This is a genomic window from Lysinimonas soli (assembly GCF_042655435.1).
In the GTDB taxonomy this organism is placed as follows: domain Bacteria; phylum Actinomycetota; class Actinomycetes; order Actinomycetales; family Microbacteriaceae; genus Lysinimonas; species Lysinimonas soli.
In genome coordinates this window covers 926,233-950,551 of the sequence record NZ_JBHSMG010000001.1, presented here as the reverse complement: position 1 = coordinate 950,551, position 24,319 = coordinate 926,233, and the positions used below count along the sequence as shown (strand labels likewise).

The 24,319-nt window shown below is 69.6% G+C and carries 20 protein-coding genes; 1 reads left to right on the top strand and 19 read right to left on the bottom strand.

The window, feature by feature from the left end; genetic code table 11:
* Window positions 1-13: 13 nt before the first annotated feature.
* Window positions 14-1,321 (bottom strand): histidinol dehydrogenase, encoded by a 1,308-nt coding sequence (gene hisD / locus ACFPJ4_RS04575; RefSeq protein WP_386739100.1) that lies wholly within the window; start codon window positions 1,319-1,321, stop codon window positions 14-16.
* 44 nt (window positions 1,322-1,365) lie between these two features.
* On the opposite strand from hisD, the gene ACFPJ4_RS04570 reads away from it, so the two are divergent.
* Window positions 1,366-1,881: a flavin reductase family protein gene (locus ACFPJ4_RS04570; RefSeq protein ID WP_386739099.1), complete on the top strand. Its 516-nt coding sequence runs from the start codon at window positions 1,366-1,368 to the stop codon at window positions 1,879-1,881.
* Here ACFPJ4_RS04570 and dnaE read toward each other — a convergent pair.
* From dnaE to rsmH, 18 genes are all read right to left on the bottom strand, one after another.
* On the bottom strand, window positions 1,878-5,402 hold the full coding sequence (dnaE, locus tag ACFPJ4_RS04565) for a DNA polymerase III subunit alpha (protein WP_386739098.1): 3,525 nt from the start codon (window positions 5,400-5,402) through the stop codon (window positions 1,878-1,880). The genes ACFPJ4_RS04570 and dnaE overlap by 4 nt on opposite strands.
* Window positions 5,403-5,444: 42 nt before the next feature.
* On the bottom strand, window positions 5,445-6,365 hold the full coding sequence (locus ACFPJ4_RS04560) for an RluA family pseudouridine synthase (RefSeq protein ID WP_386739097.1): 921 nt from the start codon (window positions 6,363-6,365) through the stop codon (window positions 5,445-5,447).
* A 3-nt stretch (window positions 6,366-6,368) separates the two neighbouring features.
* Window positions 6,369-7,004, bottom strand: coding sequence for a signal peptidase II (lspA, locus tag ACFPJ4_RS04555; protein WP_386739096.1), 636 nt, complete (start codon window positions 7,002-7,004; stop codon window positions 6,369-6,371).
* Window positions 6,988-7,761: a DivIVA domain-containing protein gene (locus ACFPJ4_RS04550; RefSeq protein ID WP_386739095.1), complete on the bottom strand. Its 774-nt coding sequence runs from the start codon at window positions 7,759-7,761 to the stop codon at window positions 6,988-6,990. Before ACFPJ4_RS04550 ends, lspA begins: the two co-directional genes overlap by 17 nt.
* 209 nt (window positions 7,762-7,970) lie before the next feature.
* On the bottom strand, window positions 7,971-8,426 hold the full coding sequence (locus tag ACFPJ4_RS04545) for a cell division protein SepF (protein ID WP_386739774.1): 456 nt from the start codon (window positions 8,424-8,426) through the stop codon (window positions 7,971-7,973).
* Window positions 8,427-8,460: 34 nt separating this feature from the next.
* Window positions 8,461-9,129, bottom strand: coding sequence for a YggS family pyridoxal phosphate-dependent enzyme (locus tag ACFPJ4_RS04540; RefSeq protein WP_386739094.1), 669 nt, complete (start codon window positions 9,127-9,129; stop codon window positions 8,461-8,463).
* Window positions 9,130-9,135: 6 nt separating this feature from the next.
* Window positions 9,136-10,287, bottom strand: coding sequence for a cell division protein FtsZ (gene ftsZ, locus ACFPJ4_RS04535; protein ID WP_386739093.1), 1,152 nt, complete (start codon window positions 10,285-10,287; stop codon window positions 9,136-9,138).
* Window positions 10,288-10,434: 147 nt separating this feature from the next.
* Window positions 10,435-11,442 (bottom strand): FtsQ-type POTRA domain-containing protein, encoded by a 1,008-nt coding sequence (locus tag ACFPJ4_RS04530; RefSeq protein WP_386739092.1) that lies wholly within the window; start codon window positions 11,440-11,442, stop codon window positions 10,435-10,437.
* Entirely contained in the window at window positions 11,439-12,848 is a 1,410-nt protein-coding gene (gene murC / locus ACFPJ4_RS04525) for a UDP-N-acetylmuramate--L-alanine ligase (RefSeq protein WP_386739091.1), read from the bottom strand. The genes ACFPJ4_RS04530 and murC overlap by 4 nt, the downstream gene beginning before the upstream one ends.
* Complete coding sequence (locus tag ACFPJ4_RS04520) at window positions 12,845-13,951, bottom strand: UDP-N-acetylglucosamine--N-acetylmuramyl-(pentapeptide) pyrophosphoryl-undecaprenol N-acetylglucosamine transferase (protein WP_386739090.1); 1,107 nt, start codon at window positions 13,949-13,951, stop codon at window positions 12,845-12,847. Before ACFPJ4_RS04520 ends, murC begins: the two co-directional genes overlap by 4 nt.
* Window positions 13,948-15,243, bottom strand: coding sequence for a putative lipid II flippase FtsW (gene ftsW, locus ACFPJ4_RS04515; RefSeq protein ID WP_386739089.1), 1,296 nt, complete (start codon window positions 15,241-15,243; stop codon window positions 13,948-13,950). The genes ACFPJ4_RS04520 and ftsW overlap by 4 nt, the downstream gene beginning before the upstream one ends.
* Window positions 15,244-15,258: 15 nt before the next feature.
* Entirely contained in the window at window positions 15,259-16,803 is a 1,545-nt protein-coding gene (gene murD, locus ACFPJ4_RS04510; protein ID WP_386739088.1) for a UDP-N-acetylmuramoyl-L-alanine--D-glutamate ligase, read from the bottom strand.
* Window positions 16,788-17,903, bottom strand: coding sequence for a phospho-N-acetylmuramoyl-pentapeptide-transferase (gene mraY, locus ACFPJ4_RS04505; RefSeq protein WP_386739087.1), 1,116 nt, complete (start codon window positions 17,901-17,903; stop codon window positions 16,788-16,790). Before mraY ends, murD begins: the two co-directional genes overlap by 16 nt.
* Complete coding sequence (locus tag ACFPJ4_RS04500; protein ID WP_386739086.1) at window positions 17,897-19,348, bottom strand: UDP-N-acetylmuramoyl-tripeptide--D-alanyl-D-alanine ligase; 1,452 nt, start codon at window positions 19,346-19,348, stop codon at window positions 17,897-17,899. The genes mraY and ACFPJ4_RS04500 overlap by 7 nt, the downstream gene beginning before the upstream one ends.
* Entirely contained in the window at window positions 19,345-20,847 is a 1,503-nt protein-coding gene (locus ACFPJ4_RS04495) for a Mur ligase family protein (protein ID WP_386739773.1), read from the bottom strand. The genes ACFPJ4_RS04500 and ACFPJ4_RS04495 overlap by 4 nt, the downstream gene beginning before the upstream one ends.
* Window positions 20,848-20,958: 111 nt before the next feature.
* On the bottom strand, window positions 20,959-22,731 hold the full coding sequence (locus ACFPJ4_RS04490; RefSeq protein WP_386739085.1) for a peptidoglycan D,D-transpeptidase FtsI family protein: 1,773 nt from the start codon (window positions 22,729-22,731) through the stop codon (window positions 20,959-20,961).
* A gap of 18 nt (window positions 22,732-22,749) precedes the next feature.
* The gene (ftsL, locus tag ACFPJ4_RS04485) at window positions 22,750-23,313 is read right to left on the bottom strand and encodes a cell division protein FtsL (RefSeq protein WP_386739084.1); all 564 of its coding nucleotides are present in this window, start codon (window positions 23,311-23,313) and stop codon (window positions 22,750-22,752) included.
* Window positions 23,310-24,275, bottom strand: a complete 966-nt coding sequence (gene rsmH, locus ACFPJ4_RS04480) for a 16S rRNA (cytosine(1402)-N(4))-methyltransferase RsmH (RefSeq protein ID WP_386739083.1) — start codon at window positions 24,273-24,275, stop codon at window positions 23,310-23,312. The genes ftsL and rsmH overlap by 4 nt, the downstream gene beginning before the upstream one ends.
* Between the last annotated feature and the right edge of the window lie 44 nt (window positions 24,276-24,319).

Here is a 24,319-nt window from a genome sequence, read left to right as displayed (position 1 = left end):
GATGCCGGGGGCGCTAACCGTCGAATCGGGCGTCGACCGCGTCGCCGTGCGCCGGGAGCTGCTCGGCATCGCTGAGCGCACGGATGCCGTCGCGCACCCCGGTCAGCCCCTCGCGGTCGTAGCGGATCAGCTGCTGCGACCTCAGGAAGGTCACGGCACCGAGACCGGATGAGAACCGCGACTGCCCGCCGGTCGGAAGGACGTGGTTGGACCCGGCCAGGTAGTCCCCCAGGCTCACCGGCGCATCGCGCCCGAGGAACACGGCACCCGCGTTGGTGATCAGCTCGAGGGTGCGCTCGGGGTCGGCGGTCTGAAGTTCGAGGTGCTCGGGGCCGTAGGCGTTGCTGAACGCCGCCGCCGCGGTCAGGTCGTCGACGAGCACGACGGCGGACTGACGGGCGCCCAGCGCGACACGGACCCGCTCGTGGTGCGCGGTGCTCGCCGCGAGCCGCTCGAGGTGCGGCAGGAGTGCGGCGACCAGCTCCGGCGAGTCGGTCACCAGAACGGCGGCGGCCATCTCGTCGTGCTCGGCCTGGCTGACCAGGTCAGCGGCGATGAGCGCGGGCTCGGCCGTGGCATCCGCGATGACCAGGATCTCGGTGGGGCCCGCCTCCGAGTCGATCCCCACCACGCCGCGCACCAGACGCTTGGCCGCGGCGACGTACACGTTGCCCGGTCCCGTGATGAGGTCGACGGGGTCGAGCCCGAGGCCGGGAACCCCGTAGGCGAGCGCGCCGATCGCTCCCGCCCCGCCCATGGCGTACACCTCGTCGACCCCGAGGATGCCCGCGGCGCCCAGGATCGTGGGGTGCACTCCCCCGCCGAATGCGGCCTGCGGAGGCGAGGCGAGCACGACCGAGGCCACACCGGCGACCTGCGCGGGCACGACGTTCATCACGACACTCGAGGGATACACGGCCTTGCCACCGGGAACGTAGAACCCGACCCTCTCGATCGGCTGCCAGCGCTGCACGACCTCGGCGCCGGGCCCCATGGCGATCACGGCCGGCTGCGGCACCTGCGCCTCGCTCGCCAGGCGCACCCGGCGGATCGCCTCGTGCAGCGCGGCCCGCACGACCGGGTCGAGGCCGGCGACCGCGGCAGCGATGTCGGCAGGGGCGACTCGGATGGCATCCGGACGTACCCGGTCCAAGCGCTCCGCCTGGGAGCGGAGGGCGTCCTCACCCGTCGCCCGCACCTCGGCGATCAGTTCGGCAGCGGTGCCGGCCGCGACCGTGACGTCGACCTGCGCGCGCGGCACGAGAGCGATCAGTTCGGCTCGGCTGGGGCGGCGTCCGCGGAGGTCGAGCGTCTGGATCATGGCGTCACCATGTTAGCGGTCGCCGATCATGGCACGATCGGAGCATGGACGCCGTCGACAACTCCGAACCGCAGATCACCGATGACGTCTCCGCCTTCAAGCTCGCCTTCCGCCGCCTCGCGGCAGGAGTGTCGGTCATCACGGCGCTCGGCCCTGACGGGCGTCCCGCCGGGTTCACGGCGACCTCCTTGGCGTCGCTGGCCGCGGATCCGCCGATGGCCACTTTCAACATGGCGCGCAAAGCGAGCGCCTGGCCCGCGATCGAGCAGACCGATCACGTCATCGTGCATCTGCTGGGCATCCGCAACCGCGCCGCCGCCGAGCAGCTCTCTCTGGATGCCTCCCAGCGCTTCGAGGGCGAGCACTGGGCACCCGGGCCGCTCGGTCTGCCCCTGCTCAGGGACGTGCCGGCCTGGATGCTCTGCCGCATCATCGGCCGTTACCCCGTCGAGCAGAGCGCCGCGATCGTCGTGCGCATCGAGGACGGCGCCCTCGGCGAGCCGGACGTGCCGCTGCTGTACCACGAGCGGCAGTACTGGAAGCCGGGCGACCGGGTCTAGACGACGCAGTTGGGTCCCAGCAGGCGCTTCAGCTCGCCGTAGAGGTCGGCGGTCACCGAGACCGGGTAGGGGATCTCGAACATCCGCGCGGTGTCGCCGCGCACCAGGCGCAGCCGCACCTCGTTGTCGCCGGAGTGCCGGATCAGCACGTCGTTGAGGGCGGTGACGATCTCGGTGGTCGCGCGCTGCTCCGGCACCGAGATGACGAGCGGACCCGAGCCGAGGCTCTGGCCCGTGTCGGGCAGGAACATGCTGGCGGCGTGGATGTTCATCCCGTCGTCGCGCAGGCTGACCCGTCCCCGGATCACGGCGATGGCATCGCTCGCCAGCGCCGGCGAGAACTCCTGATAGGTCTTGCCGAGGAACATCACGGCGATCTCACCGCCGAAGTCCTCGAGCTGCACGATCCCGTACTGGTTGCCCGAGTTGCGCGCGGTGCGGTGCTGCACGCTCGTGATCAGGCCGGCCAGGGTGACGGTCTCGCCGTCGCCGACGGAATCCCCGTCGAGCAGCTCGCCGATCGTGATCGTGGCGTGCTTGGCGAGCTGCAGCTCGAGCCCGGCGAGGGGATGATCGCTGACGTAGAGCCCCAGCATCTCGCGCTCGAAGGCGAGCTTGTCGCGCTTGGCCCACTCGGGGCGCGGCGGGATGTGGTCGACCGCCTCGGGTTCGTCCCACAGGCTGTCGAAGTCGAAGCCGACCTGACCGTTCGCCTCGTTGCGCTTCACGCTCACGGCGGCTTCGACGGCCTCCTCGTGGATCTCCATGAGCGCCCGACGAGTCGCCCCCAGCGAATCGAAGGCTCCGGCCTTGATGAGCGACTCCACGGTGCGCTTGTTGGCGACCGGGATCGGCACCTTGCGCAGGAAGTCGTGGAACGTCGTGAAGCGCCCCTTCTGCTCGCGGGCCAAGCGGATGCCCTCGACGACGCCGGCGCCCACGTTGCGCACCGCGCCCAGGCCGAAGCGGATGTCGCCGGGGCCCTCGATGTTCGGAACGGCGGTGAAGTCGACCCACGACTCGTTGACGTCGGGCGGGAGCACCCGGATGCCCATCCTCCGGCACTCGTTGAGGTACATGCCGAGCTTGTCCTTGGAGTCGCCGACGCTCGTCAGCAGAGCCGCCATGTACTCGGCAGGGTGGTTCGCCTTGAGGTACGCGGTCCAGTAGCTCAGCACGCCGTAGCCGGCGCTGTGCGCCTTGTTGAAGGCGTAGTCGGCGAAGGGCATCAGGGTGTCCCACAGCACCTGCACGGCCTGCTTGCTGTAGCCGTTGCCGAGCATCCCGGCCTCGAAGTCGGCGAACTGCTTGTCGAGCTCGCTCTTCTTCTTCTTGCCCATCGCCCGACGGAGCACGTCGGCCTGTCCGAGGGCGAACCCGGCCACCTTCTGGGCGACCGACATCACCTGCTCCTGGTACACGATGAGCCCGAAGGTCATGCCGAGGATCTCGCGCAGCGGCTCCTCGAGCTCCGGGTGGATCGCGTCGATCTGCTGCAGCCCGTTCTTGCGCAGCGCGTAGTTGGTGTGCGAGTTCATGCCCATCGGACCCGGACGGTAGAGGGCGATGACGGCCGAGATGTCTTCGAAGTTGGTGGGCTTCAGCTGCCGCAGCAGGGCGCGCATGGCGCCGCCGTCGAGCTGGAAGACGCCGAGAGTGTCGCCGCGGGACAGCAGCTCGTAGGTGGGCTTGTCGAGGTCGAGATCGAGATTCTCGATCTCGAGGGCCGTGCCCGTGTTCTTCTCGATCGCGTTCAGGGCATCCTGGATGACCGTCAGGTTGCGCAGGCCCAGGAAGTCCATCTTGAGCAGGCCGAGGTCTTCGAGCGGCGGCTGGTCGAACTGGGTGATGATCGCCCCGTCGTCCTCCCGCTTCATGAGGGGCAGCACGTCGATCAGGGGCTCCGCCGACATGATGACCCCGGCGGCGTGCACCCCCCACTGGCGCTTGAGGTTCTCGATGCCGCGCGCCGTTTCGAAGACCTTGGCCGCCTCGCCGTCGGCCGCGACCAGCGCGCGGAAGTCGCCCGCCTCCTTGTACCGCTCGGCCGCGGGGTTCACCATGTCGCCGAGCGAGATGTCTTTGCCCATGATCGCGGGCGGCATCGCCTTGGTGAGCTTCTCACCGACCGAGAACGGCATGCCGAGCACGCGGGCCGAGTCCTTGAGGGCCTGCTTCGCCTTGATCGTTCCGTAGGTGACGATCTGCGCGACGCGGTCGTCGCCGTACTTCTCGGTGACGTAACGGATCACCTCGGGACGGCGGCGATCGTCGAAGTCGACGTCGACGTCGGGCATCGACACGCGCTCGGGGTTGAGGAAGCGCTCGAAGATGAGGCCGTACTTCATGGGGTCGAGCTCGGTGATCCCCATCGCGTAGGCCACGAGCGAGCCGGCCGCCGAGCCGCGGCCCGGCCCCACCCGGATGCCCTGGCTCTTGGCCCAGCCGATGAAGTCCGCCACGACCAGGAAGTAGCCGGGGAACCCCATCTGCTTGATGACGTCGACCTCGTATTGCGCTCGAGCGCGATGCTCCGCGTCGACCCCGCCCGGAAAGCGCCGAGCCAGACCGGTCTCGACCTCTTTCTCGAACCAGGTCGCCTCGGTCTCGCCCTCGGGCACCGGGAAGCGCGGCATGAGGTCGCGCTTCTCGAAGCCGATCTCGCAGCGTTCGGCGATCAGCAGGGTGTTGTCACAGGAGTCGGGATGATCCGAGAACAGCTGCCGCATCTGCGCCGCCGACTTGAGGTAGTACTCGTTGCCCTCGAGGCGGAACCGGTTGGGATCCTCCATCGTCGACCCGGACTGCACGCAGAGCAGGATCTCGTGCGCACTCGAGTCGTGCGCGTGCGTGTAGTGCAGGTCGTTGGTCGCGACCAGCGGCAGGTCGAGGTCTTTCGCGAGCCGGATGAGGTCACCCATCACGCGTCGCTCGATGCCGATGCCGTGGTCCATGATCTCGGCGAAGTAGTTGTCTTTGCCGAAGATGTCGCGCAGTTCGGATGCCGCCCGCTTGGCCTCGTCGTACTGCCCGAGGCGCAGCCGGGTCTGCACCTCGCCGCTCGCGCAGCCGGTGGTGCCGATGAGCCCCGACGCGTAGCGGCTCAGCAGCTCGCGGTCCATGCGCGGCTTGTAGTAGTAGCCCTCGATCGAGGCGAGCGACGAGAGCCGGAACAGGTTGTGCATGCCCGCCGTGTTCTCGGCGAGCAGGGTCATGTGCGTGTAGGCGCCGGCGCCCGAGACGTCGTCCTCGCCGCCGTTGCCCCAGCGCACCCGGCTGCGATCGCCGCGATGCGTCCCCGGCGTGATGTAGGCCTCGGTGCCGATGATCGGCTTGATCCCGGCGGCGGTCGCCTGCTTCCAGAAGTCGTAGGCACCGAAGTTGTTGCCGTGGTCGGTGATCGCGATCGCCGGCATCCCCTGCTCGGCGGCGGCCTTCATCAGGTCGGTGACGCGCGCCGCACCGTCGAGCATGGAGTACTCGGTATGCACGTGCAGATGCACGAAGGAATCGTTCGCCACGGTCGTCGCCTCAGGAGGTAGATCCCCACCCTAACCGCGACCTCAGTCCTCCCGCAGCACGTCCAGCGCGTGTTGGAGGTCGGGTGGGTATCGGCTCGCGAAATCGACCCGTTCGCCCGACGCCGGGTGCCGGAATCCGAGCCGCATCGCGTGCAGCCACTGCCGCTCGAGACCGAGCCTGGTCGCGAGCACCGGGTCGGCTCCGTAGAGCAGGTCACCGACACAGGGGTGCCGCTGAGCCGCCATGTGCACGCGGATCTGGTGGGTGCGTCCCGTCTCGAGATGCACTTCGAGCAGGGTCGCGGAGCGCATCGCCTCGAGAGTCTCGTAGTGCGTGACGCTCGGCTTGCCGCCGGCGGTGACCGCGAACTTCCAGCTGGAACTCGGATGCCGCCCGATCGGTGCGTCGATCGTGCCCGAGAACGGATCGGGGTGACCCTGCACCGCCGCGTGGTAGATCTTGTCGACCTCGCGATCGTGGAACTGGCGCTTGAGCTCCGTGTAGGCGCGCTCGCTCTTGGCGACCACCATGAGCCCGCTGGTGCCCACGTCGAGCCGGTGCACGATCCCGGCGCGTTCCGCGGCGCCCGAGGTGCTGAGCCGGAACCCCGCGCCGGCGAGAGCACCCAGGACCGTCGGCCCCTCCCACCCGACCGCGGGATGGGCGGCGACGCCGACCGGCTTGTCGATCACGATCAGGTCGTCGTCGTCGAACACGACCGCGAAGCCCGGCACGAGGGTGGGCACGATCGCGGGCTCGGACCTCGGAGTCCACGAGACCTCGAGCCACCCGCCCGCCACGAGACGGTCCGACTTGCCCAGCGGGGTGCCGTCGAGGGTCGCACCTCCGGCCTCGACGACCTCCGCCGCGAAGGTCCGCGAGAATCCGAGCAGGCGCGCGAGCGCGGCATCCGCCCGCTCCCCCGCCAGACCGTCGGGTACCGGGAGGCTGCGCGTCTCCACGGGCTAGTCCTTCGTGGGCGCGGACGACTTCGGCGGCGTGCCCTTCGAGATCTCGGGCACCACGTCGGGATCGTCGGCCGAGCGGGCGCGGCGCACGTAGACGGCCTTCCTGCCGTCCAAGCCGATTCCCCGCAGGGACAGGATGATGAACAGGCCCACGGCGCAGACGAGCGCCGAGTCGGCGATGTTGAAGATGGCCGGGAATCCCCAGACCTGGATGAAGTCGACGACGTGGCCGCTGCCGAACCCCGGCGGGCGGAACAGGCGGTCCGTCAGGTTGCCGACTGCGCCGCCCAGCACCAGGCCGAAGACGACCGCCCAGGTGAACGACCGGATGCGACGGGCGAACCAGATGATGACGACGCTGACGCCGACGGCGATGATCGACAGGATCCAGGTGAACCCGGTCGCCAGCGAGAAGGCGGCACCCGAGTTCGTGACGAAGTGCAGCTGCAGCACCTCACCGAGCACGGGGACCGTCTCGCCGGGCGCGATGTTCGAGACGATCAGGTACTTGGTGAACTGATCGAGACCGTAGAGCGCGAGCGCGACGGCGGCGAGCAGCAGCAGGGCGCGGACGCTGACGCGTCCACGCCCTGGCGCGCTGTTCGGCGCGGCCTGCTCAGTTGCCTGCGGCAAAACCCGGGTAGTCGGTGGGCTGCGGGTACGTGCCGTAGTCGGGCGACTGCGGTCCGCTGTATCCGGCGGGAGCGGCGGCCTGCTGTGCCGGCACGTATTCCGTCGACGCGTCGGCGACCGGAGCGCTCTCGATCGAGACCTGGCCGGACGACGGGGAACCGGAGTCGAGGGAGTGCGAGCTCTCGAGCTCCTGCAGCTGGCCCTCGATGTAGCTGCGCAGCTTCTCGCGGTACTCCTTCTCGAAGGAGCGCAGCTCGTCGATCTCGGTCTCGAGCTTCTGCTTCTGCTTCTCGAATCCAGCCAGCTGGGCCTGCTGGGCCTGCTGCGCCTCGGAGACGACGCGGGCGGCCGTGGCGTGCCCCTCGGCGATGAGCGCGTCGCGCTTCTCCATGCCCTCGCGCACGTGCTCCTCGTGCAGCCGACGTGCGAGCTGGAGCAGGTTGTTGGTGTTGCCCGGGTCGAGCTGGTTGACCTCGGGAGCTGCCACTGCCGCAGGGGCGAAGGCAGGCTCGGGAGCCACGACCGGCGCCGGCTCAGCAGCGGCCACCGGGGCCGCGGCCGCGCCACGCTGGAGCTCGTTGATCCGGGCCTCCCCGGCGACGAGGCGCTGGCGGAGCTCCTCGTTCTCCTGGTTCAGTCGGCGCAACTCGACGACGACCTCATCGAGGAAGTCGTCGACCTCATCCTGGTCGTAGCCCTCGCGGAACTTCGTCGGATTGAACCGCTTGTTGACAACGTCTTCCGGAGTCAGGGCCATCTGAGTCACCTCGTCGATTTCCATCATGTGTTCAGGGAGCGTCGCCTCTGCAGGCTCGGCACCTCGGGTCGCACGTGAAGTCACGTGCACGTTTCGGCTCACCTTGAGAGTGAGAGTCCCAGAGTACACGCGGCTGGCTGAATCCCCCCAGGGTCATTCGAGGAGATCGAGGGCGCGCCCGTACCCGGCCGGGGGCGGGTCGGGAGGTCCTACTGGCCGAAGAATCCGGCGTCGACGTCGGTCTCGACCTCGGCCTGATCGCCACTGACCGCGACGTGCTCGGGCGAGAGCAGGAAGACCTTGTTGGTGACCCGCTCGATCTTGCCGTAGAGACCCTGCGAGAGGCCGCTGGCGAAGTCGATGAGGCGGCGCGCATCCGGCTCGCTCATCTGCGACAGGTTCATGATGACCGGAACGCCCTCGCGGAAGCTCTCGGCGATCGTCTGCGCATCGCGATACTGCCGCGGATGCACCGTGAGGATCTCGTTCATCCCGGCCGGTGCGGTATGCCTGGTCGCCACGGGGCGGCGCAGCGGGGTCACCGGTGCACGCGTGCCCGGCGGCGCGCTGACAACCGGCGCGACGGGGGCCTGAGGGACCGCGTCGTCGTACTCTTCGTCGGCCAGGCCCAGGTAGACCATCGTCTTGCGCAGCGGGTTCGCCATGTCATCCTCCGGAGGATCGTGCTTCACTCCGACATTAACCGGGGGGCGGTCGCTTTCCGGTGATTGCCGTCCCGATGCGCAGGTGTGTCGCGCCCTCCAGGATCGCCTCACGGAAGTCGCCCGACATCCCCGCCGAGATCGCATCGGCGGTCGGGGCGATCCGTCGCAGCCGTTCGGAAGCCTCTCGCACGCGAGCGAACGCTCGGCGCGGCTCCTCGTCGAGCGGGGCGACGGCCATGACCCCGCGCAGCACGAGCCCTTCCGTCGCCATCACACGCTCGGCCAGCGGCCCGAGTTCCGCGGGTGCGACCCCGCCCCGGCCGGGATCGCCGGTGAGGTCGAGTTCGAGGAAGACGTCGAGCGGCTGCGGCGCCGCCAGGGCGTCCACGAGCGTTCCGCGATCGACGGAATGCACGGCGGACGCGTACCGCCGCACCTGGCGCGCCTTGTTGCTCTGCAGCTGTCCGACGAAGTGCCACCGCAGTGCGAGGTCGCTCAACTCGGCCGCCTTCGCCGCGGCCTCCTGGTGGCGGTTCTCTCCCACGTCGCGCACGCCCAGCGCAGCCAGCTCGCGCACGAGGGACGCCGGATGGAACTTCGTCACGACGATCCTGGTCAACTCGCCGGGATCGCGCCCCGCGGCACGCGCCGCATCCGCGATCGCATCATCGACGGCGGCGAGCCGATCGCCGAGCTCCGACATGGGCGGCTACTTCAGGAAGTCGGGAACGTCCAGGTCGTCGTCGTCGTCGAAGTCGCGGTCGCGCGGCACCGGGAGGGGCGAGTCCGGTTCCGCTCCCCACCCGCCCGTCGACACGGTCCCGGTCGCGCCGGCGCTCTCGGCGCCGACCCCGACGGGCACTGCGGCCTCGACGAAGTTGGTGCGACGCTCGTGCGCGGGACGCAGTACGGGCTCTCCGCCATCGAAGCCCGCCGCGATGACCGTGACCCGTACCTCGTCGCCCAGGGTGTCGTCGATGACGGCGCCGAAGATGATGTTGGCCTCGGGATGCACGGCCTCCTGCACGAGCCGGGCCGCGTCGTTGATCTCGAAGATGCCGAGGTTCGAGCCGCCCTGGATCGACAGCAGAACGCCGTGCGCACCGTCGATGCTGGCCTCGAGCAGCGGAGAGGCGACGGCGAGTTCGGCGGCCTTGATCGCCCGATCGGCTCCCCGGCTGGCGCCGATCCCCATCAGAGCCGAGCCTGCGCCCGACATGACCGACTTGACGTCGGCGAAGTCGAGGTTGATGAGCCCCGGAGTCGTGATGAGGTCGGTGATGCCCTGAACGCCCGCCAGCAGCACCTGGTCGGCGGTGGCGAAGGCCTCGAGCATGCTGATGCCGCGGTCGCTGATCTCGAGCAGGCGATCGTTCGGTACGACGATGAGGGTGTCGACCTCGTTCTTGAGCGACGCGACCCCGACCTCGGCCTGCGAGGAACGGCGCTTGCCCTCGAACCCGAACGGCTTGGTCACGACACCGATCGTGAGCGCGCCGATCGACTTGGCGATGCGGGCGACCACTGGGGCCCCTCCGGTGCCGGTCCCGCCGCCCTCCCCGGCCGTGACGAAGACCATGTCGGCCCCGGCGAGGGCCTCCTCGATCTCTTCGGCGTGGTCTTCGGCGGCGCGACGGCCCACCTCCGGGTCGGCGCCGGCGCCGAGTCCGCGTGTGAGCTCACGACCCACGTCGAGCTTGACGTCGGCGTCGCTCATCAGCAGGGCCTGAGCATCCGTGTTGATGGCGATGAACTCGACGCCGCGAAGCCCGAGTTCGATCATGCGATTGACTGCGTTGACCCCGCCGCCGCCGATGCCGACGACCTTGATCACCGCGAGATAGTTCTGATTCGATGTCACGTCCGGCCTCCGAGCGGAAAGGGAAAGTCTCAACCTCTACTTGAAGTTCAGAGTCTTTCTCACTACCATGTTCTGCTCACACGGTACGGTCGCCGCCACTCCGAAGGCGGCAACAGCGCGCGTGTCGTGCGAATGCGTGCGACGTTCTCAGGAACCGTCGCGGTGGAAGACCGCCGTGCCCGGGGCGGAGACGTCGTACTCCCCCGGACCGTCCCCACCATGCAGGACGATCAGATCGGCGAGCACCTGCGCCTTGGCATCCGAGTCGTCGGAACTGCCCCAGACCACGCGTTGATTCGACCCGACCAGAGACAGTGTGACGTCGTCGCGCGTCTGCGCCGTGATCGTGTCGACCTTCGCGAGCAGCGCCGCGGGCAGGGCACGGAGCACCTGCGTCATCGACGCGAAACCCGGCCCGTCGAGACGTCCATTGCCCAGCTGGATCAGCGGGTACCCCGCGGGCCGCGTCGCCGAGGAGTCGACCACGACGCCCGCCGGATCCACCAGGTCGAAGGCCGTCGCCGACTGGATCGCGCCGACCGGCGCGCGCTCGACGACGTGGATGACGAGGGTGTCGGGGGGCAGGACCTCGGTGGAGTAGCTGCGGATCAGACGGAACGCCGAGAGCTCGCGCGTGATCCTGCCGTAGTCCAGCAGAGCCAGAGGAGTGCCGAGCTGCCCGTCGACGGCCTTCTCGAGCTTCGCCGAGTCGAGTCGGGACGTGCCGTCGACCGTGATGGTGCGCAGCGCGAGCAGGGGCGAGAACACGGCGGCCAGAACGAGCCCCATCAGTCCGAGGGCGATGAGCGCCGCCGCGAACCAGCCCGCGCGCCGACGCCTCGCCCGGCGCGTGAAACGCTTGACCTCGGCGCGCTCGAAGCGCTTGCGCGCGCGTTCCGCGGCGCGGAACTCGGCCTTGGCCGAACGGTCGCGCGATGCTCCCGGAGCGGTTCGGGTCGAGGAGTCACGAGGCGGAGAGACGGGATCGGGCGCCGCCCGCTTCGGGGCGACCGGCGGCGGCGCGGGAGTGCGTGTGGCGGGCGAAGCGGGCGCCGGCTTGCGCGCCTTCGCCGCTCTATCGGCTCTCGCCGGGGGCGTCGGCGACATCGCGGGCGGCGTGGACGCGGGGCCCGAGACCCCCTCGGGACGCTTCACGCGAACGTCGGCTCCGGCGTCGCCTCGAGCGCATCGAGGATCTGCGGAACGATCCGGTAGACGTCTCCGCAACTGAGAGTCATGACCAGGTCGCCCTCTCGGGCGATCGCCGCGACCCGGTCTGCAGCCTCCTGCCAGTCGGGGAGGTAGTCCACGCGGGAGGCATCGTCGAAGCGCTCGGCCACCAGGTTGCCGGTCACCCCGGGAATCGGATCTTCGCGCGCCCCGAACACGTCGAGCACGACGGTGTGGTCGGCGAGGTGCTCGTAGGTCGCCGCGAACTCCCCTGCCATCATCTGGGTGCGGCTGTAGAGGTGCGGCTGGTGCACCGCGATGACCCGGCCCGTGCCGACCACCGAACGTGCCGTCGCCAGCGCTGCGGCGACCTCGGTCGGATGATGCGCGTAGTCGTCGTACACCCGCACGCCGCGAACCGAGCCGCGGAACTCGAAGCGACGACCGGTGCCCTGGAAGGTCTCGAGGGCGCGGAGCACGGCATCCGGCTCGTAGCCGAGTTCGACGAGCACCGCGAAGACACCCGTCGCGTTGAGCGCATTGTGCGCGCCGGGGATCGCCAGCCTCGCCGCGTAGCCCTCGCCGCGATATTCGAGCGTGAACGACACCGGGCCCTCGGCCGTGACGGTGCGCAGGCGCACGTCCGCGGTGTCGGCGAACCCGAAGGTCACGAGCTTCTTGTCGACCAGCCGTCGGGTCACCGCGATGGTGCCCGCGTCATCGCTCGAGGCCACCACGAACTCCGAGGCGCCCTGCGCGAATCGCACGAAGGCGTCTTCGAAGGCCTCCTGCGTTCCGTAGTGGTCGAGGTGATCGGCGTCGACGTTCGTGATCAGGGCGATCGCGGTGTCGTAGAGCAGGAACGAGCCGTCCGACTCGTCGGCCTCGACCACGAAGAGGTCGTCGGCGCCGTAGGACGAGCTGAGTCCGTAGGCGGCGATGACGCCGCCGTTGACGAAGCTCGGATCGGCGCCCAGCTCTCGGAGGGCCGTCACGAGCATCCCCGTCGACGTCGACTTGCCATGGGCGCCGGCGATCGACACCAGGCGGTGACCGCCGATCAGCCAGGCGAGCGCCTGCGAGCGGTGCAGCACGGGGATGCCGCGCTGCAGGGCCGCCTGATACTCCGGATTGTCCTGCCAGAGCGCACCCGTCACGACGAGGGTGTCCGCGTCGCCGAGGTGGGACGCGTCGTGCCCGATCGCGATCGTGGCGCCGAGCGCCCGCAACTCGCGCACGGCATCCGTGTCGCGCAGATCCGAGCCCGTGACGCGATGCCCCGCCTCGAGAAAGAGGCGTGCGATGCCGCTCATGCCCGAGCCGCCGATGCCCACGAAGTGCACGGCGCCGAGCTCGGTGGGCAGATCGAGGTCGAGGTCGGGCTTGATCATCCGGACCACGCTACCGTTCCGGGCCGCGGCACGCTGTCGCGCGCCGAGAGCACCAGGTCGACCATCCGGTCGGCTCCGTTGCGCACACCGATCGAGGTCATCCGGGCGGCCATGTCGGCGATCCTCGCCCGATCCTGCAGAAGGGCGGGCAGCAGGTCGTGCACGTAGTCGGGGCTGAAGGAGTCGTCGGTGACGACGATCGCGCCCCCGGCCTGCACGGCGTCGCGTGCGTTGTACGCCTGCTCACCGTTGCCGACCGCGTAGGGCACGAGCACGGCGGGGATTCCGAGCGCCGCCAGCTCGGAGACGATCCCCGCCCCGGAGCGGGATACGGCGAGGTCGGTGACCGCCAGAGCCAGATCCATGCGGTCGCAGTACTCCAGCAGGTGGTAACCGGCCAGGCCGGGATCGTCGACGGGCGAGCGCGACCCCGTGATGTGCAGCACCTGCCAGCCGCTGCCGAGGATGGCCGCGACCGACGCCGACACGCTGTCGTTGAGCCGACGAGCGCCGATCGATCCGCCCGTCACGAGCAGGGTCGGCTTGCGATGGTCGAGATCGAACAGTGCGCGGGCCTCGGCGCGGGCAGGTGCCAGCTCGAGCTGCTCGATCTCGTGGCGCAGCGGCATGCCGACGACGGTCGCGTGGGCGAGGCGGGTCGAGGCGAAGGTCACGCCGACGAATCGGGTGAGCCGAGCGCCGAAACGGTTCGCGATCCCCGGTTTCGCGTTCTGCTCGTGGATCGCGAACGGCACCTTCTCTCGACGCGCCGCCAGGTAGGCGGGCGCTGCGGCGTACCCGCCGAATCCGACGACCACGTCGACCTGTCGGTCACGGATGATCGCGCGGACCTGCGCCACCGCCGCGCGCCAGCGCCCCGGGAAGCGCAGCGCGTCCCGGTTGAGCCGTCGCGGGAACGGCAGCCGCGGGACGGTCAGCAGCTCGTAGCCGCGCTCGGGCACCAGACGCGCCTCGAGCCCCTCGGCCGTGCCGAGCACCAGCACGACCGCGTCGCTCTCGCGCTCCCTGAGCCGATCGGCCGTCGCGATCAGCGGATTGACATGCCCGGCGGTGCCCCCGCCGGCGAACAGGTAGGTGGTCACTGCTCGACGGTACCAACGCGAGTCGAGGGCCGAGACGTCCCGCGTCGCTGCCCGCCGGCCGGCGGCGGCACTCCCGCGCGTTCGGCGGGGCGCGTGCGCGCGAACGACAGCACCACGCCGATGGCGGCGAGGGTCGTGATGAGGGCGGAACCTCCGGCCGAGACCAGGGGCAATGGCACTCCCAGCACGGGAAGAAGTCCGAGCACGACGGCAATGTTGACGAGGGCCTGACCGATGATCCAGACCATCGCCGCGCTGGTCGCGATCTTCGCGAATGGATCCTGCGACATCCGGATGATACGGACGAAGCAGATCGTGAGCACCACGAACAGGGCGAGCACGAGGATCGCCCCGACCAGACCGAGTTCTTCGCCGATGATCGCGAAGATGAAGTCGTTGTCGGCCTCCGGGACCCACGACCACTTGCCGGTCGAATTGCCCAGACCCACGCCGAAAAGGCCTCCGTGCGCGAGCGACTGCCAGCCGTGCGTGGTCTGGTAGCAGTCCGACTCGGCCTTGCTGGGGTCGGTGCAACCACCCAGCCACGCCTCGATGCGGCTCCTGCGCGACAGGCTGATCGAGACGAAGACGAGCCCGATCACCGAGATCATCGCGATCGCCGCGGCGATCACCCGCAGCCGGATGCCGGCGTAGAAGAGCGCGCCGAGCACGATCGACACCAGGATCACCGCGGTTCCCAGGTCGCTGCCGACCAGGACGAGTCCGACCGCGGCGCCGACCAGCGGCCCGATCGTGAACAGCACCCGACGCCAGTCGTCGAGGATCTCGCGCCGGGTCGTCAGGATCCACCCCAGCCAGACGATGAACGCCAGCTTCACCAGCTCGGAGGGCTGAGCATTGAACGACCCGAGGTGGATCCAGTTGCGGTTGCCCCCATAGGCGTAGCCGAGCGGCGTGAACACCAGCAGCTGCAGTCCGATCCCCACGAACACCGCGATCCGGGCCCAGCGCTTCCAGAACGAGAGCGGGGCACGGGCGGCGATCAGCATCACCGGCACGCCGATCAGGGCGTAGAGCCCCTGCCGGGTCGCAGTCGCGAAGAAGTCCTTGTCGTTGACGTACGACTCGATCGACGATGACGAGAGCACCATGACGAGCCCGAAGACCACGAGGAACAGGGTCGTACCGAGCAGCAGGAAGTACTCGGGCGTCTCGGCGGCGAACAGGCGCCGCACCGCGACGACGGCAGCCCGCGGCGGCGCAGGCGTTTCGGACGACGGACCCTGGGCCGGATTCGGCGAATGCCGACGGGGAGGCCGAGTCGTGGTCACGCACCCTCCTCCTTGTTACTGCTCCTGCACCCCGAGGTGCTCGCGCACCGCGTCCGCGAATCTCTTGCCCCGGTCCGCGTAGTCCGTGAACTGGTCCATCGATGCGGCGGCCGGCGCGAGCAGCACCACATCACCCGGTCGAGCGAGGGATGCCGCGGTGCGGACGACCGCAGCCATCACTCCCCCAGTCTCGTCGCCGGTGACCTCGACGACCGTGACGCCGGGCGCGTGTCGCTGGAACGCCTCGCGCAGCACCGAACGGTCCGCACCGATCAGCACGGCGGCCCTCAGCCTTCCCGCGTGCTTGCGCACAACGGGAGCGGGATCGACGCCCTTGAGCAGGCCGCCGGCGATCCACACCACGGACGCGAATCCCGAGAGCGCTGCGTCGGCGGCGTGCGCGTTGGTGGCCTTGGAGTCGTCGACCCAGACGACCCCCTCGCTCTCGGCCACGACCTCGGTGCGGTGGTGCGCCATCCGGAAGCCGCGGATCGCCTCGCGGACCTCGGCGGGTGAGACTCCGACCGCGCGCGCGAGCGCCGCAGCGGCGAGCACGTCGGCGGTCAGGTGCGGAGTGTCGAGGCCGCCGGGCCGCAGGTCGGCCATCGTGGCGAGTTCGAGGGCGGATCGGTGCCGCTCGTCGAGGAAGGCCCGGTCGACCAGGATGCCGTCGACCAGACCCAGGTCGCTCGGTCCGGGAACGCCGAGGCCGAAGCCGATCGCCCGGCAGCCGTCCTGCACTTCCGCCTGCTCGACCATCTCGCGGGTCGCGTGGTCCGCCAGGTTGTAGATGCAGGCGACCCGCACGTTGTCGTAGACCCGGGCCTTCGCGTCGCGATACGCCTCGCGGGAACCGTGCCATTCGAGATGGTCGTCGGCCAGATTGAGACAGACGGATGCCAGCGGCGCCAGCATCCCGCCCTCATTGCGGTTCACCCAGTGCAGCTGATGGCTCGACAGCTCGATCGCCAGCACGTCGAAACCCTGCGGATCGCGGATGGCGTCCAGCACCGGAACTCCGATGTTGCCGGCCGGGGCCGCGCGGAGCCCCCCCGCGACCAGCATCGTCGCGGTCAGCTGAGTCGTCGTGGTCTTGCCGTTGGTCCCGGTGATGCACACCCACTCGGCGGGAGTGCCGTCGGGGCGCAGGACCTTGTCGCGCAGCCGCCAGGCGAGCTCGATGTCGCCCCAGACCGGGATCTCGTGCTCACCCGCCCAGGCCAGCAACGGGTGATCCGGGCGGTACCCGGGAGACACGACCACCAGCTCGGGGTCGAACCCGATGAGCTCCGGGGGCGTCTCGCGGTCGGCGCTCACGAACGACGCCCCGATGACCTCGAGCAGCTCGCGGTGCTCCTCGCTCCCCTCGCGAGCGACGACGAGCACCGAGGCCCCGAGCTCGACCAGCGTGTCGGCGACCGAGAACCCGGTCACCCCTAACCCGAGCACGGCGACCCGAAGCCCCGCCCAGTCGGCGCGCCAGCTGCTGAGGTCCGCGGGATCGCGTCGTGCGTCACCGGGTCGAGAGGCGGAGTCGGCCACGGTCAGCGGCTGACCCATTCGAGATAGAACAGGCCGACGCCCGCCGCGACGAAGAGGGCGGCGATGATCCAGAACCGCACGACGATGGTGATCTCGGCCCAGCCCTTGAGCTCGAAATGATGTTGAAGCGGGCTCATCAGGAAGACGCGTCTGCCCTGACCGAATCGCCACTTGGTGACCTTGAAGTACGCCCGTTGCACGATCACCGAACCGGTGACGATCAGGAACAGGCCGCCGATGAGCACGAGGAGCAGCTCGGTGCGGCTGACGATCGCCAGCGCGGCCAGCGCGCCGCCGAGGCCGAGCGACCCGGTGTCACCCATGAAGATCTGCGCAGGGGACGTGTTCCACCAGAGGAAGCCCACGAGGCTGCCGACGATCGCCGCCGCGACGACCGCGATGTCGATCGGATCGCGCGCGTCGTAGCACTTGTACTCGACCACCTGAGCGCGCGCGCTGAAGCACGACTGATTGTTCTGCCAGAAGCCGATGAAGAGGTACGCCGACACCGCGAAGATCGAGGCGCCCGTCGCGAGCCCGTCGAGACCGTCGGCGACGTTCACGCCGTTCGAGGCGCTGACCGTGATGATGTTGACCCAGACGACGAACAGCAGGATGCCGACCACGGGTCCGAACGCATAGAGGTTCAGCCAGGAGATCTCCCGCACCCCTGAGATGTAGGTCGACGCCGGAGTCAGGTGGTTCTCATCGAGGAACAACCGCGAGATCGCGACGAGCGCGAAGACCGTGCCGATCACGAGCTGACCGAAGACCTTCGCCCAGCCCCCCAGGCCCAGGCTGCGCTGCTTGCGGGTCTTGAGCAGGTCGTCGACGAATCCGACCAGGCCGAGCCCCGCCATCATGCAGAGCACCAGCACGCCGACCATCGTCCACGGCACGTCCGCGACGAGGTGACCCATCAGGTAGCCGAAGATCGAACCCAGGATGAAGACGATGCCGCCCATCGTCGGCGTGCCGCGCTTGGCGTGGTGCGACTTGGGACCGTCATCGCGGATGAACTGCCCCCAGCCGAGCCGCTTGAACAGGCGGATGAAGAGCGGCGTGAGAAAGAGCGTGAACGCGAGAGAGAAGCCGGCACCGACGAGGAGGGCTACCACGTGCGGCCCTCGACCGCGGTCGCTGCGGAGCCGCCCGACGCGATGTCGACGCCACCGAGCCGGTCGCCGAGGAATCGCAGGCCCGCCGATTTCGACGACTTCACGAGCACGACATCACCGTCCCGGAGTTCCTCACGAAGAAGATCGTATGCCGCGTCGAGGTCGGCGACGAACACCGACTCCCCGTCCCACGAGCCCTCGAGACCGGCCGCCGCGTGGATGTGGCGGGCCCCGTCTCCGACCACCACCAGCTTGCCGATGTTGAGTCGCACGACGAGGCGGCCCAGCCGGTCGTGCTCCTCGCGGGCGTACTCCCCGAGCTCGGCCATCTCCCCGAGCACAGCCACCGAGCGCTGCCCCGGCTCGACGATCTGCGCGAGCGTCTTCAGGGCGGCCGCTGTGGAATCCGGACTCGCGTTGTACGCGTCGTTGATGACCGTGATTCCTCCGCCGGGCTGCAGCACCTCCATGCGCCAGCGCTCGGCGCGCGGAACCGCCTCGATCGCCGCGATCGCGCGATCGCTCGGCACCCCGAGCTCACGGGCCACGGTGAGAGCGGCCAGCGCGTTCGACACGTGGTGTTCGCCGAGGATCCGCAGGCTGACGTCGCGGCGCTCCCCGTCGGAGATGAGCGTGAACCGGGTTCCGGTCGAGTCCGCGCGGACGTCCTCGGCGCGCACGTCGGCACCCGCCGAGAGGCCGAACCAGACCGCCCGTGCCGACGTCATCTCGGCCATCTCGGCCACCCGGCCGTCATCGGCATTGAGCACGGCCACCGCCGACGGCGGCAGCTCGCGGACGATCTCGGACTTGGCCCGCTGGGTCGCCTCGATGCCGCCGAACGCTCCCGCGTGGGCCAGCCCCACTTTGAGCACGACCGAGATGTCGGGCATCGCGATGCCGACCAGCCGAGCGATCTCGCCCTCGCCGCTCGCCCCCATCTCGACGATCAGGAACCGGGTCGACTCGTCGACCTGGAGCATCGTGATGGGCGCCCCGACCTGATTGTTGAACGATCCGGCCGGCGCGACGGTCGGGCCCTCGGTCTCGAGCACCGCCCGGAGCAGGTTCTTGGTCGTGGTCTTGCCGTTCGACCCCGTGATGCCGATGACCGTCATGACCCCGGCGGATCGCACGCGCGCCACCACGAGCCGCGCGAGGGCGGCGAGGGCATCGACGCCGTTCTCGACGACGAGCACTGGGACCGGCAACGGAAGCGGGCGCTCCGCCACGACGAGCGCGGCACCGCGGTCGACCGCGTCGGAGGCGAACAGGTGCCCGTCGGTGACCGTGCCAGGAAGCGCGAAGAAGATCGCGCCCGGGGTCACCAAGGTCGAGTTGGTCTGCACCGAACCGGAGACCAGCTCCTCACGGAGTACGTTCTCCGGCAGGAGCAGGCGGCCGCCGAGGGTCTCTTCCAGCTCGGCGAGGGTGAGGGCGATCACGCCCACCCCGCCTCACGGAGGGCCGCGCGGGCCTCCTCACGCGCCGAGTACGGCGTGCGCACGCCGCGGATGTCGCGGTAATCTTGGTGACCGGGCCCGGCCCACAGGATCGAGTCGCCCTCCTTGGCGAGCGACACGGCCTTGCGGATCGCCGCCTCCGGCGGACTCACCTCATAGGTCTCGGGCTGGTGCTCGGCGAGCTTCGCGCCCTCGAGCAGGGTCGCGCGAATCGACGCCGGGTCTTCGAAGCGCGGGTGGTGATCGGTGATCACGAGGATGTCGCTGCCCTCGGCGGCGACGCGCGCCATCTCGTGGCGCTTGGTGGCATCCCGGTCGCCGTCCGCGCCGAAGACCATGATCGTGCGTCCGCTCGTGAAGTGCCGCACGGCCGCGAGGGTGTTCTCGAAGGCATCGGGGCTGTGCCCGAAGTCGACGTACACGCTGGGCCCGCGTTCACCCGACACCCGCTCGGTGCGCCCCGGCAGATACGCCTGGATGCCGCCCTCGGCGTCGAGCGCCGCCCCGATCGCCTCGAGCTCGAAGCCGGCCTCGACGAGCATGACGATGGCGAGCGCCGCGTTCGCCGCCATGTGCCAGCCGATCAGCGGCTCGCGCGTCACGAGCGAACGCCCGTCGCGGCCGGTGAGCCGGAACTCGGTGTAGGCCGCGGTCTCCTCGAGCACCTCGACCACCCAGGCCGCGCTCTCGACGTCCTCGGCCGACGCGTGCCCGATCGTCGCGATGGTCGTCACGGGGATGCGCGACTCGGCGACGACGCGCGCGCCCCACGACGAGTCGAGGCAGACCACGCCGCGCTTGCCGCGGTCCGGCTCGAAGAGGGCGAGCTTCGCCTGGAAGTACTCCTCCATGTCGGCGTAGTCGTCGAGGTGGTCGTGGCTGAGGTTCGTGAAGGCGACGACATCGAACACCAGACCGTCGACGCGACGACGCGAGAGGGCCTGCGCGCTCACCTCGACGGCGACGGCGCGAACGCCCGCCTCGCGCATCCGGGCGAGCAGGGCGTGCATCTCGCTGGCCTCGGGTGTCGTCAGCCGGCTGACGACCGTCATGTCGCCGATGTGCCGTTCGGCCGTCGAGCTGAGGCCGGTCACGAGGCCGAGCTGCCGCAGGATCGCCTCGAGCAGGTAGGAGGTCGAGGTCTTGCCGTTCGTTCCCGTGGTGCCGAACAGCAGCGGAGCGGACTCACCGGTGCGATACACCCACGCCGACAGCTCTCCGAGAGCCGCGCGCGGGTCGTCGACGATGACGATGGGCAGTCCCGCATCGGTCGCGATCTCGGCCCCGGCGGCATCCGTCAGGAGCGCGACGGCGCCGCCCTCCTTGGCCTGCTCGGCGTACGAGGCACCGTGGCTGTTGGCGCCCTGGATGCCCACGAAGAGGTCGCCGGGGTGCAGGTCGCCCGTGCCGAGCGTGACGCCCGTGACTTCGACGCCGTCGAGCGAACCGCGGTGCTCGAGCCCGAACTCCTGCACCAGCATGGCCAGTGATCGCGGAGCGGGATGCTCAGGACGCAGGACCGGGGGGATCCGGGTCTTCACGCTACCCGCCTCCTGTCCTTCGCTGTCCGGTGCTCGTCCGAGCCGATCCGCCTACCAGACGACGGGGACGTTCGGCGCCGGCGTGGTCGACGGGGTGATGCGGTAGGTCTTGATGACCTGCTTCATGAGCGTCGCGTATGCAGGCGCCGCGGCGGCGGAAGTCTTTATCGTAGCGGGCTTCGCCAGGGTGACGATCACGGCGTACTGCGGCCTGTCGGCCGGCACCAGACCCGCGACCGACACGATGTAGTCGCTTCCGTACCGGCCGTTCGCGTCGGCGACCTGCGCGGTGCCCGACTTGGAGGCGATGCGATAGCCCGGGATGTTGATGATGTTGCGCAGCGACCCCATCGTGGTCACGGTCTCCATCATCTGCCGCACCTCCTGGGCCGCCGAGGCCGAGACCGCCCGGGTCGGGGTGCCGCTCGTCGGGTGCGTCACGGTGCCGTCGGCCGCCGTGCAGCTGTCGATGAGGGTGAGGGGAAGGCGCAGCCCGTCGTTGCCGAGGGTCTGGTACAGACTCGCGATCTGCGCCGAGGTCGCGGTCATTCCCTGCCCGAACTGCTGGGTCACCGTGGTGATCGAGTCGACCTTGTCGGGCGGGATCAGGTCACCCGGGTCCTCGCCCAGGAAGTCGGCGGCCGTCTTCGACCCGAGCCCGAAGGCGCGCAGGTTCGCGTAGCGATCCTTCTCGCTCTCGAGCTTGGTCAGCTCGGCGATGCCGATGTTCGACGAGTTCATGATGACGCCCGCGACCGTCCAGTGCTCGGTGGGGTGCGCGAACGCGTCTTTGATGTAGCTGCCCTTGGGCAGTCCGTCGGTGAACCGGCTCGGCACCACGACGGGGGTCGACGCGGTGACGAGGCCCTTGTCGACCAGCCCGGCGACCGTCGCGGGCTTCATGATCGATCCGGGTTCGTAGGGGCTGGTGAAGCTGCGTGCTCCGAGCGAGTCGGGGCTCACCGAATTGCGGTCGTTGGGGTCGACCGAGGGATAGTCCGCGGCGGCCATGATGTGCCCGTCGCTCACGCGCACGATCATCGCCGTGCCCCATTGGGCGCCCGTGGCCTGCGCCTGTTGCGCGAGGGTCTGCTGGGCGAACCACTGCAGGTTGGAGTCGATCGTGAGGGTGATCGTGCCGCCGTCCTTCGCGGCCTTCGTCACGACCGTGCTGCCCGGCAGACGAACGCCGTCGGCGCTGGTCTCGTAGCTCGACGAGCCGTTGGTGCCGGCCAGGCACGCGTTCTGCTTCAGCTCGGTCCCCGCCTGCGGGCCGTCGGTGCCGACGAAGCCGACGAGGTTTCCCGCGACCGCGCCGTTGGGATAGGTGCGCGCCGGATGCGGCTCGCTGTACACCCACGGGATCTTGAGCGCCTTGACCTTGTTGAACACGTCGAGCTTCACGCCCTTGACCAGGTAGGCGAAGTCGGAGTCCGGCTTGGCGGTCAGGGCGCTGTAGAGCGTCTGAGGGGCGGCTCCCGTCACCTGGGCGATCCGCGAGATCGCATCCGCCAACGAGACATGGGTCTTCGTGCCGTCGGCGTTCCGGTGGTCGTACCCGTCGGGTGACGCGCTCTTCGGAGAGGCCGTGATGTCGAAACGGTCGACGCTGTCAGCCAGCACAACGCCATTGGAATCGACGATGTTGCCCCTTGTCCCGTAGGTCGTCACCGTGCGGACCTGACGGTCCTGGGCCTGCTTGGTGAGCTCGTCGGCCTGCACCAGTTGGATGTCGACCAGACGCACCCCGAACACCGTCACGATCGCGAACACCGCGAAGAGAGTGAGTGCGAGACGCCGTCGCGAGACCCGGAACGTGTGCACGGCTGGTCTCCTCCTGGGTCAGTGAGTGGTGGGGGACGGGAGGAGTCCGGGATCCTGGGGGGAGGATCCCGTCCCTCCCGTCCCCGCGTCGGGGGTCGTGGTGGTCGTGCCGGTCGGTGTCACGATCGAGGTGCCGCTCAGGAGCACATTGCCGACGTGGTCGCCCGAGCCCAGCAGGCTTCCGCCCGGAGTGCTCGCCGTCCCCGCCACGGCGCCGGACTTGGCATCCAGGTAGAGGGCGCTCCCGCTCGCGACCATACCGAGGGCTTCCGCATTCGCCGCGAGGTGCTGCGGCGAGGCGTAGAGGTCGAGGGTCTCCGACAGCGCGTGCTGCTGGAGGACGGCGTCGTGCTTCTGGGACTGCAGGGTGGAGATCTGATACGCGCCGTTGGCCAGCACGATGCTCAGCAGCAACTGCGCCAGAAGAATCACGCCGATCCCCCCGATGGTGACCAGCGCGGGGAGCAGCCGGGGACGGGCCCGCCGCTGGGCGCGGCTGGGTGCGACCTCGAGACGGCGCCGCGGTTCCGGAGCGGGTCCGCGGCGCGGGCGCGGAGGTGCCGCGACGGGGAGCGCGCTCATGCCGCCCTCCTCGCGACGGGCCGCAGGCGCTCGGCCGCACGCAGCCGGACGGGCGTGGAACGGGAGTTGCTGGCCTTCTCCTCGTCGCTCGCGAGCTCGGCGCCACGCACCAGGAGGGCGAACTCCGGGCGGTGCTCGGGCAGCTCGACCGGCAGTCCACGCGGGGCGGTCGACGCGGATCGCGCCGCCAGCTCGCGTTTGACGATGCGGTCTTCGAGCGATTGATAGGCCAGCACCACGATCCGCCCACCGACTTCGAGCGCGTCGAGGGCGGCGGGGATTGCACGTTCGAGCACGGCGAGCTCCTGGTTGACTTCGATTCGCAGGGCCTGGAAGACCCGCTTGGCTGGATGCCCCGCGCGCTGCAATGCCGCGGGGGTCGCGGCGATGAGCAGCTCGACGAGCTGGGCGGAGGTCTCGAGCGGCGTGATCTCGCGCTGCTGGACGATGCGGCTGGCGTAACGGGGAGCGAGCTTCTCCTCGCCGTACTCGTAGAAGATCCGGCGCAGGCTCGCCTCGTCGTATTCCGCGAGGATGCGGGCCGCGGTCAGCTCTGCGGTGTCGTCCATGCGCATGTCGAGCGGGGCATCCTTCGAGTACGAGAAGCCGCGTTCGACCCGGTCGAGCTGCATCGACGAGACGCCGAGATCGAAGAGGATGCCGGCCACGGCCGGGATGCCGAGCTCGGCGAGCACCTCGCGGATCCGGTCGTAGACCGTGTGCACCAGATGCACCCGCGAGCCGAACCGGGCGAGGCGCTCGGCCGACAGGGCCAGTGCCTGCTGGTCCCGATCGAGCCCGACGAACTCGATTTCGGGGAAGCGCTCCAAGAACGCCTCGGCATGACCGCCCAGGCCGAGGGTCGCGTCGACGAGCACGGCACCGGGGCGCGCGAGCGCCGGGGCGAGCAACTCGATCGTCCGCTCGAGGAGGACGGGGGTGTGAAAACGGTTCTCGGTCATGAGGTACGGGGCCGAGCCCCTCGGACCGGATCCCCATCCGCTGC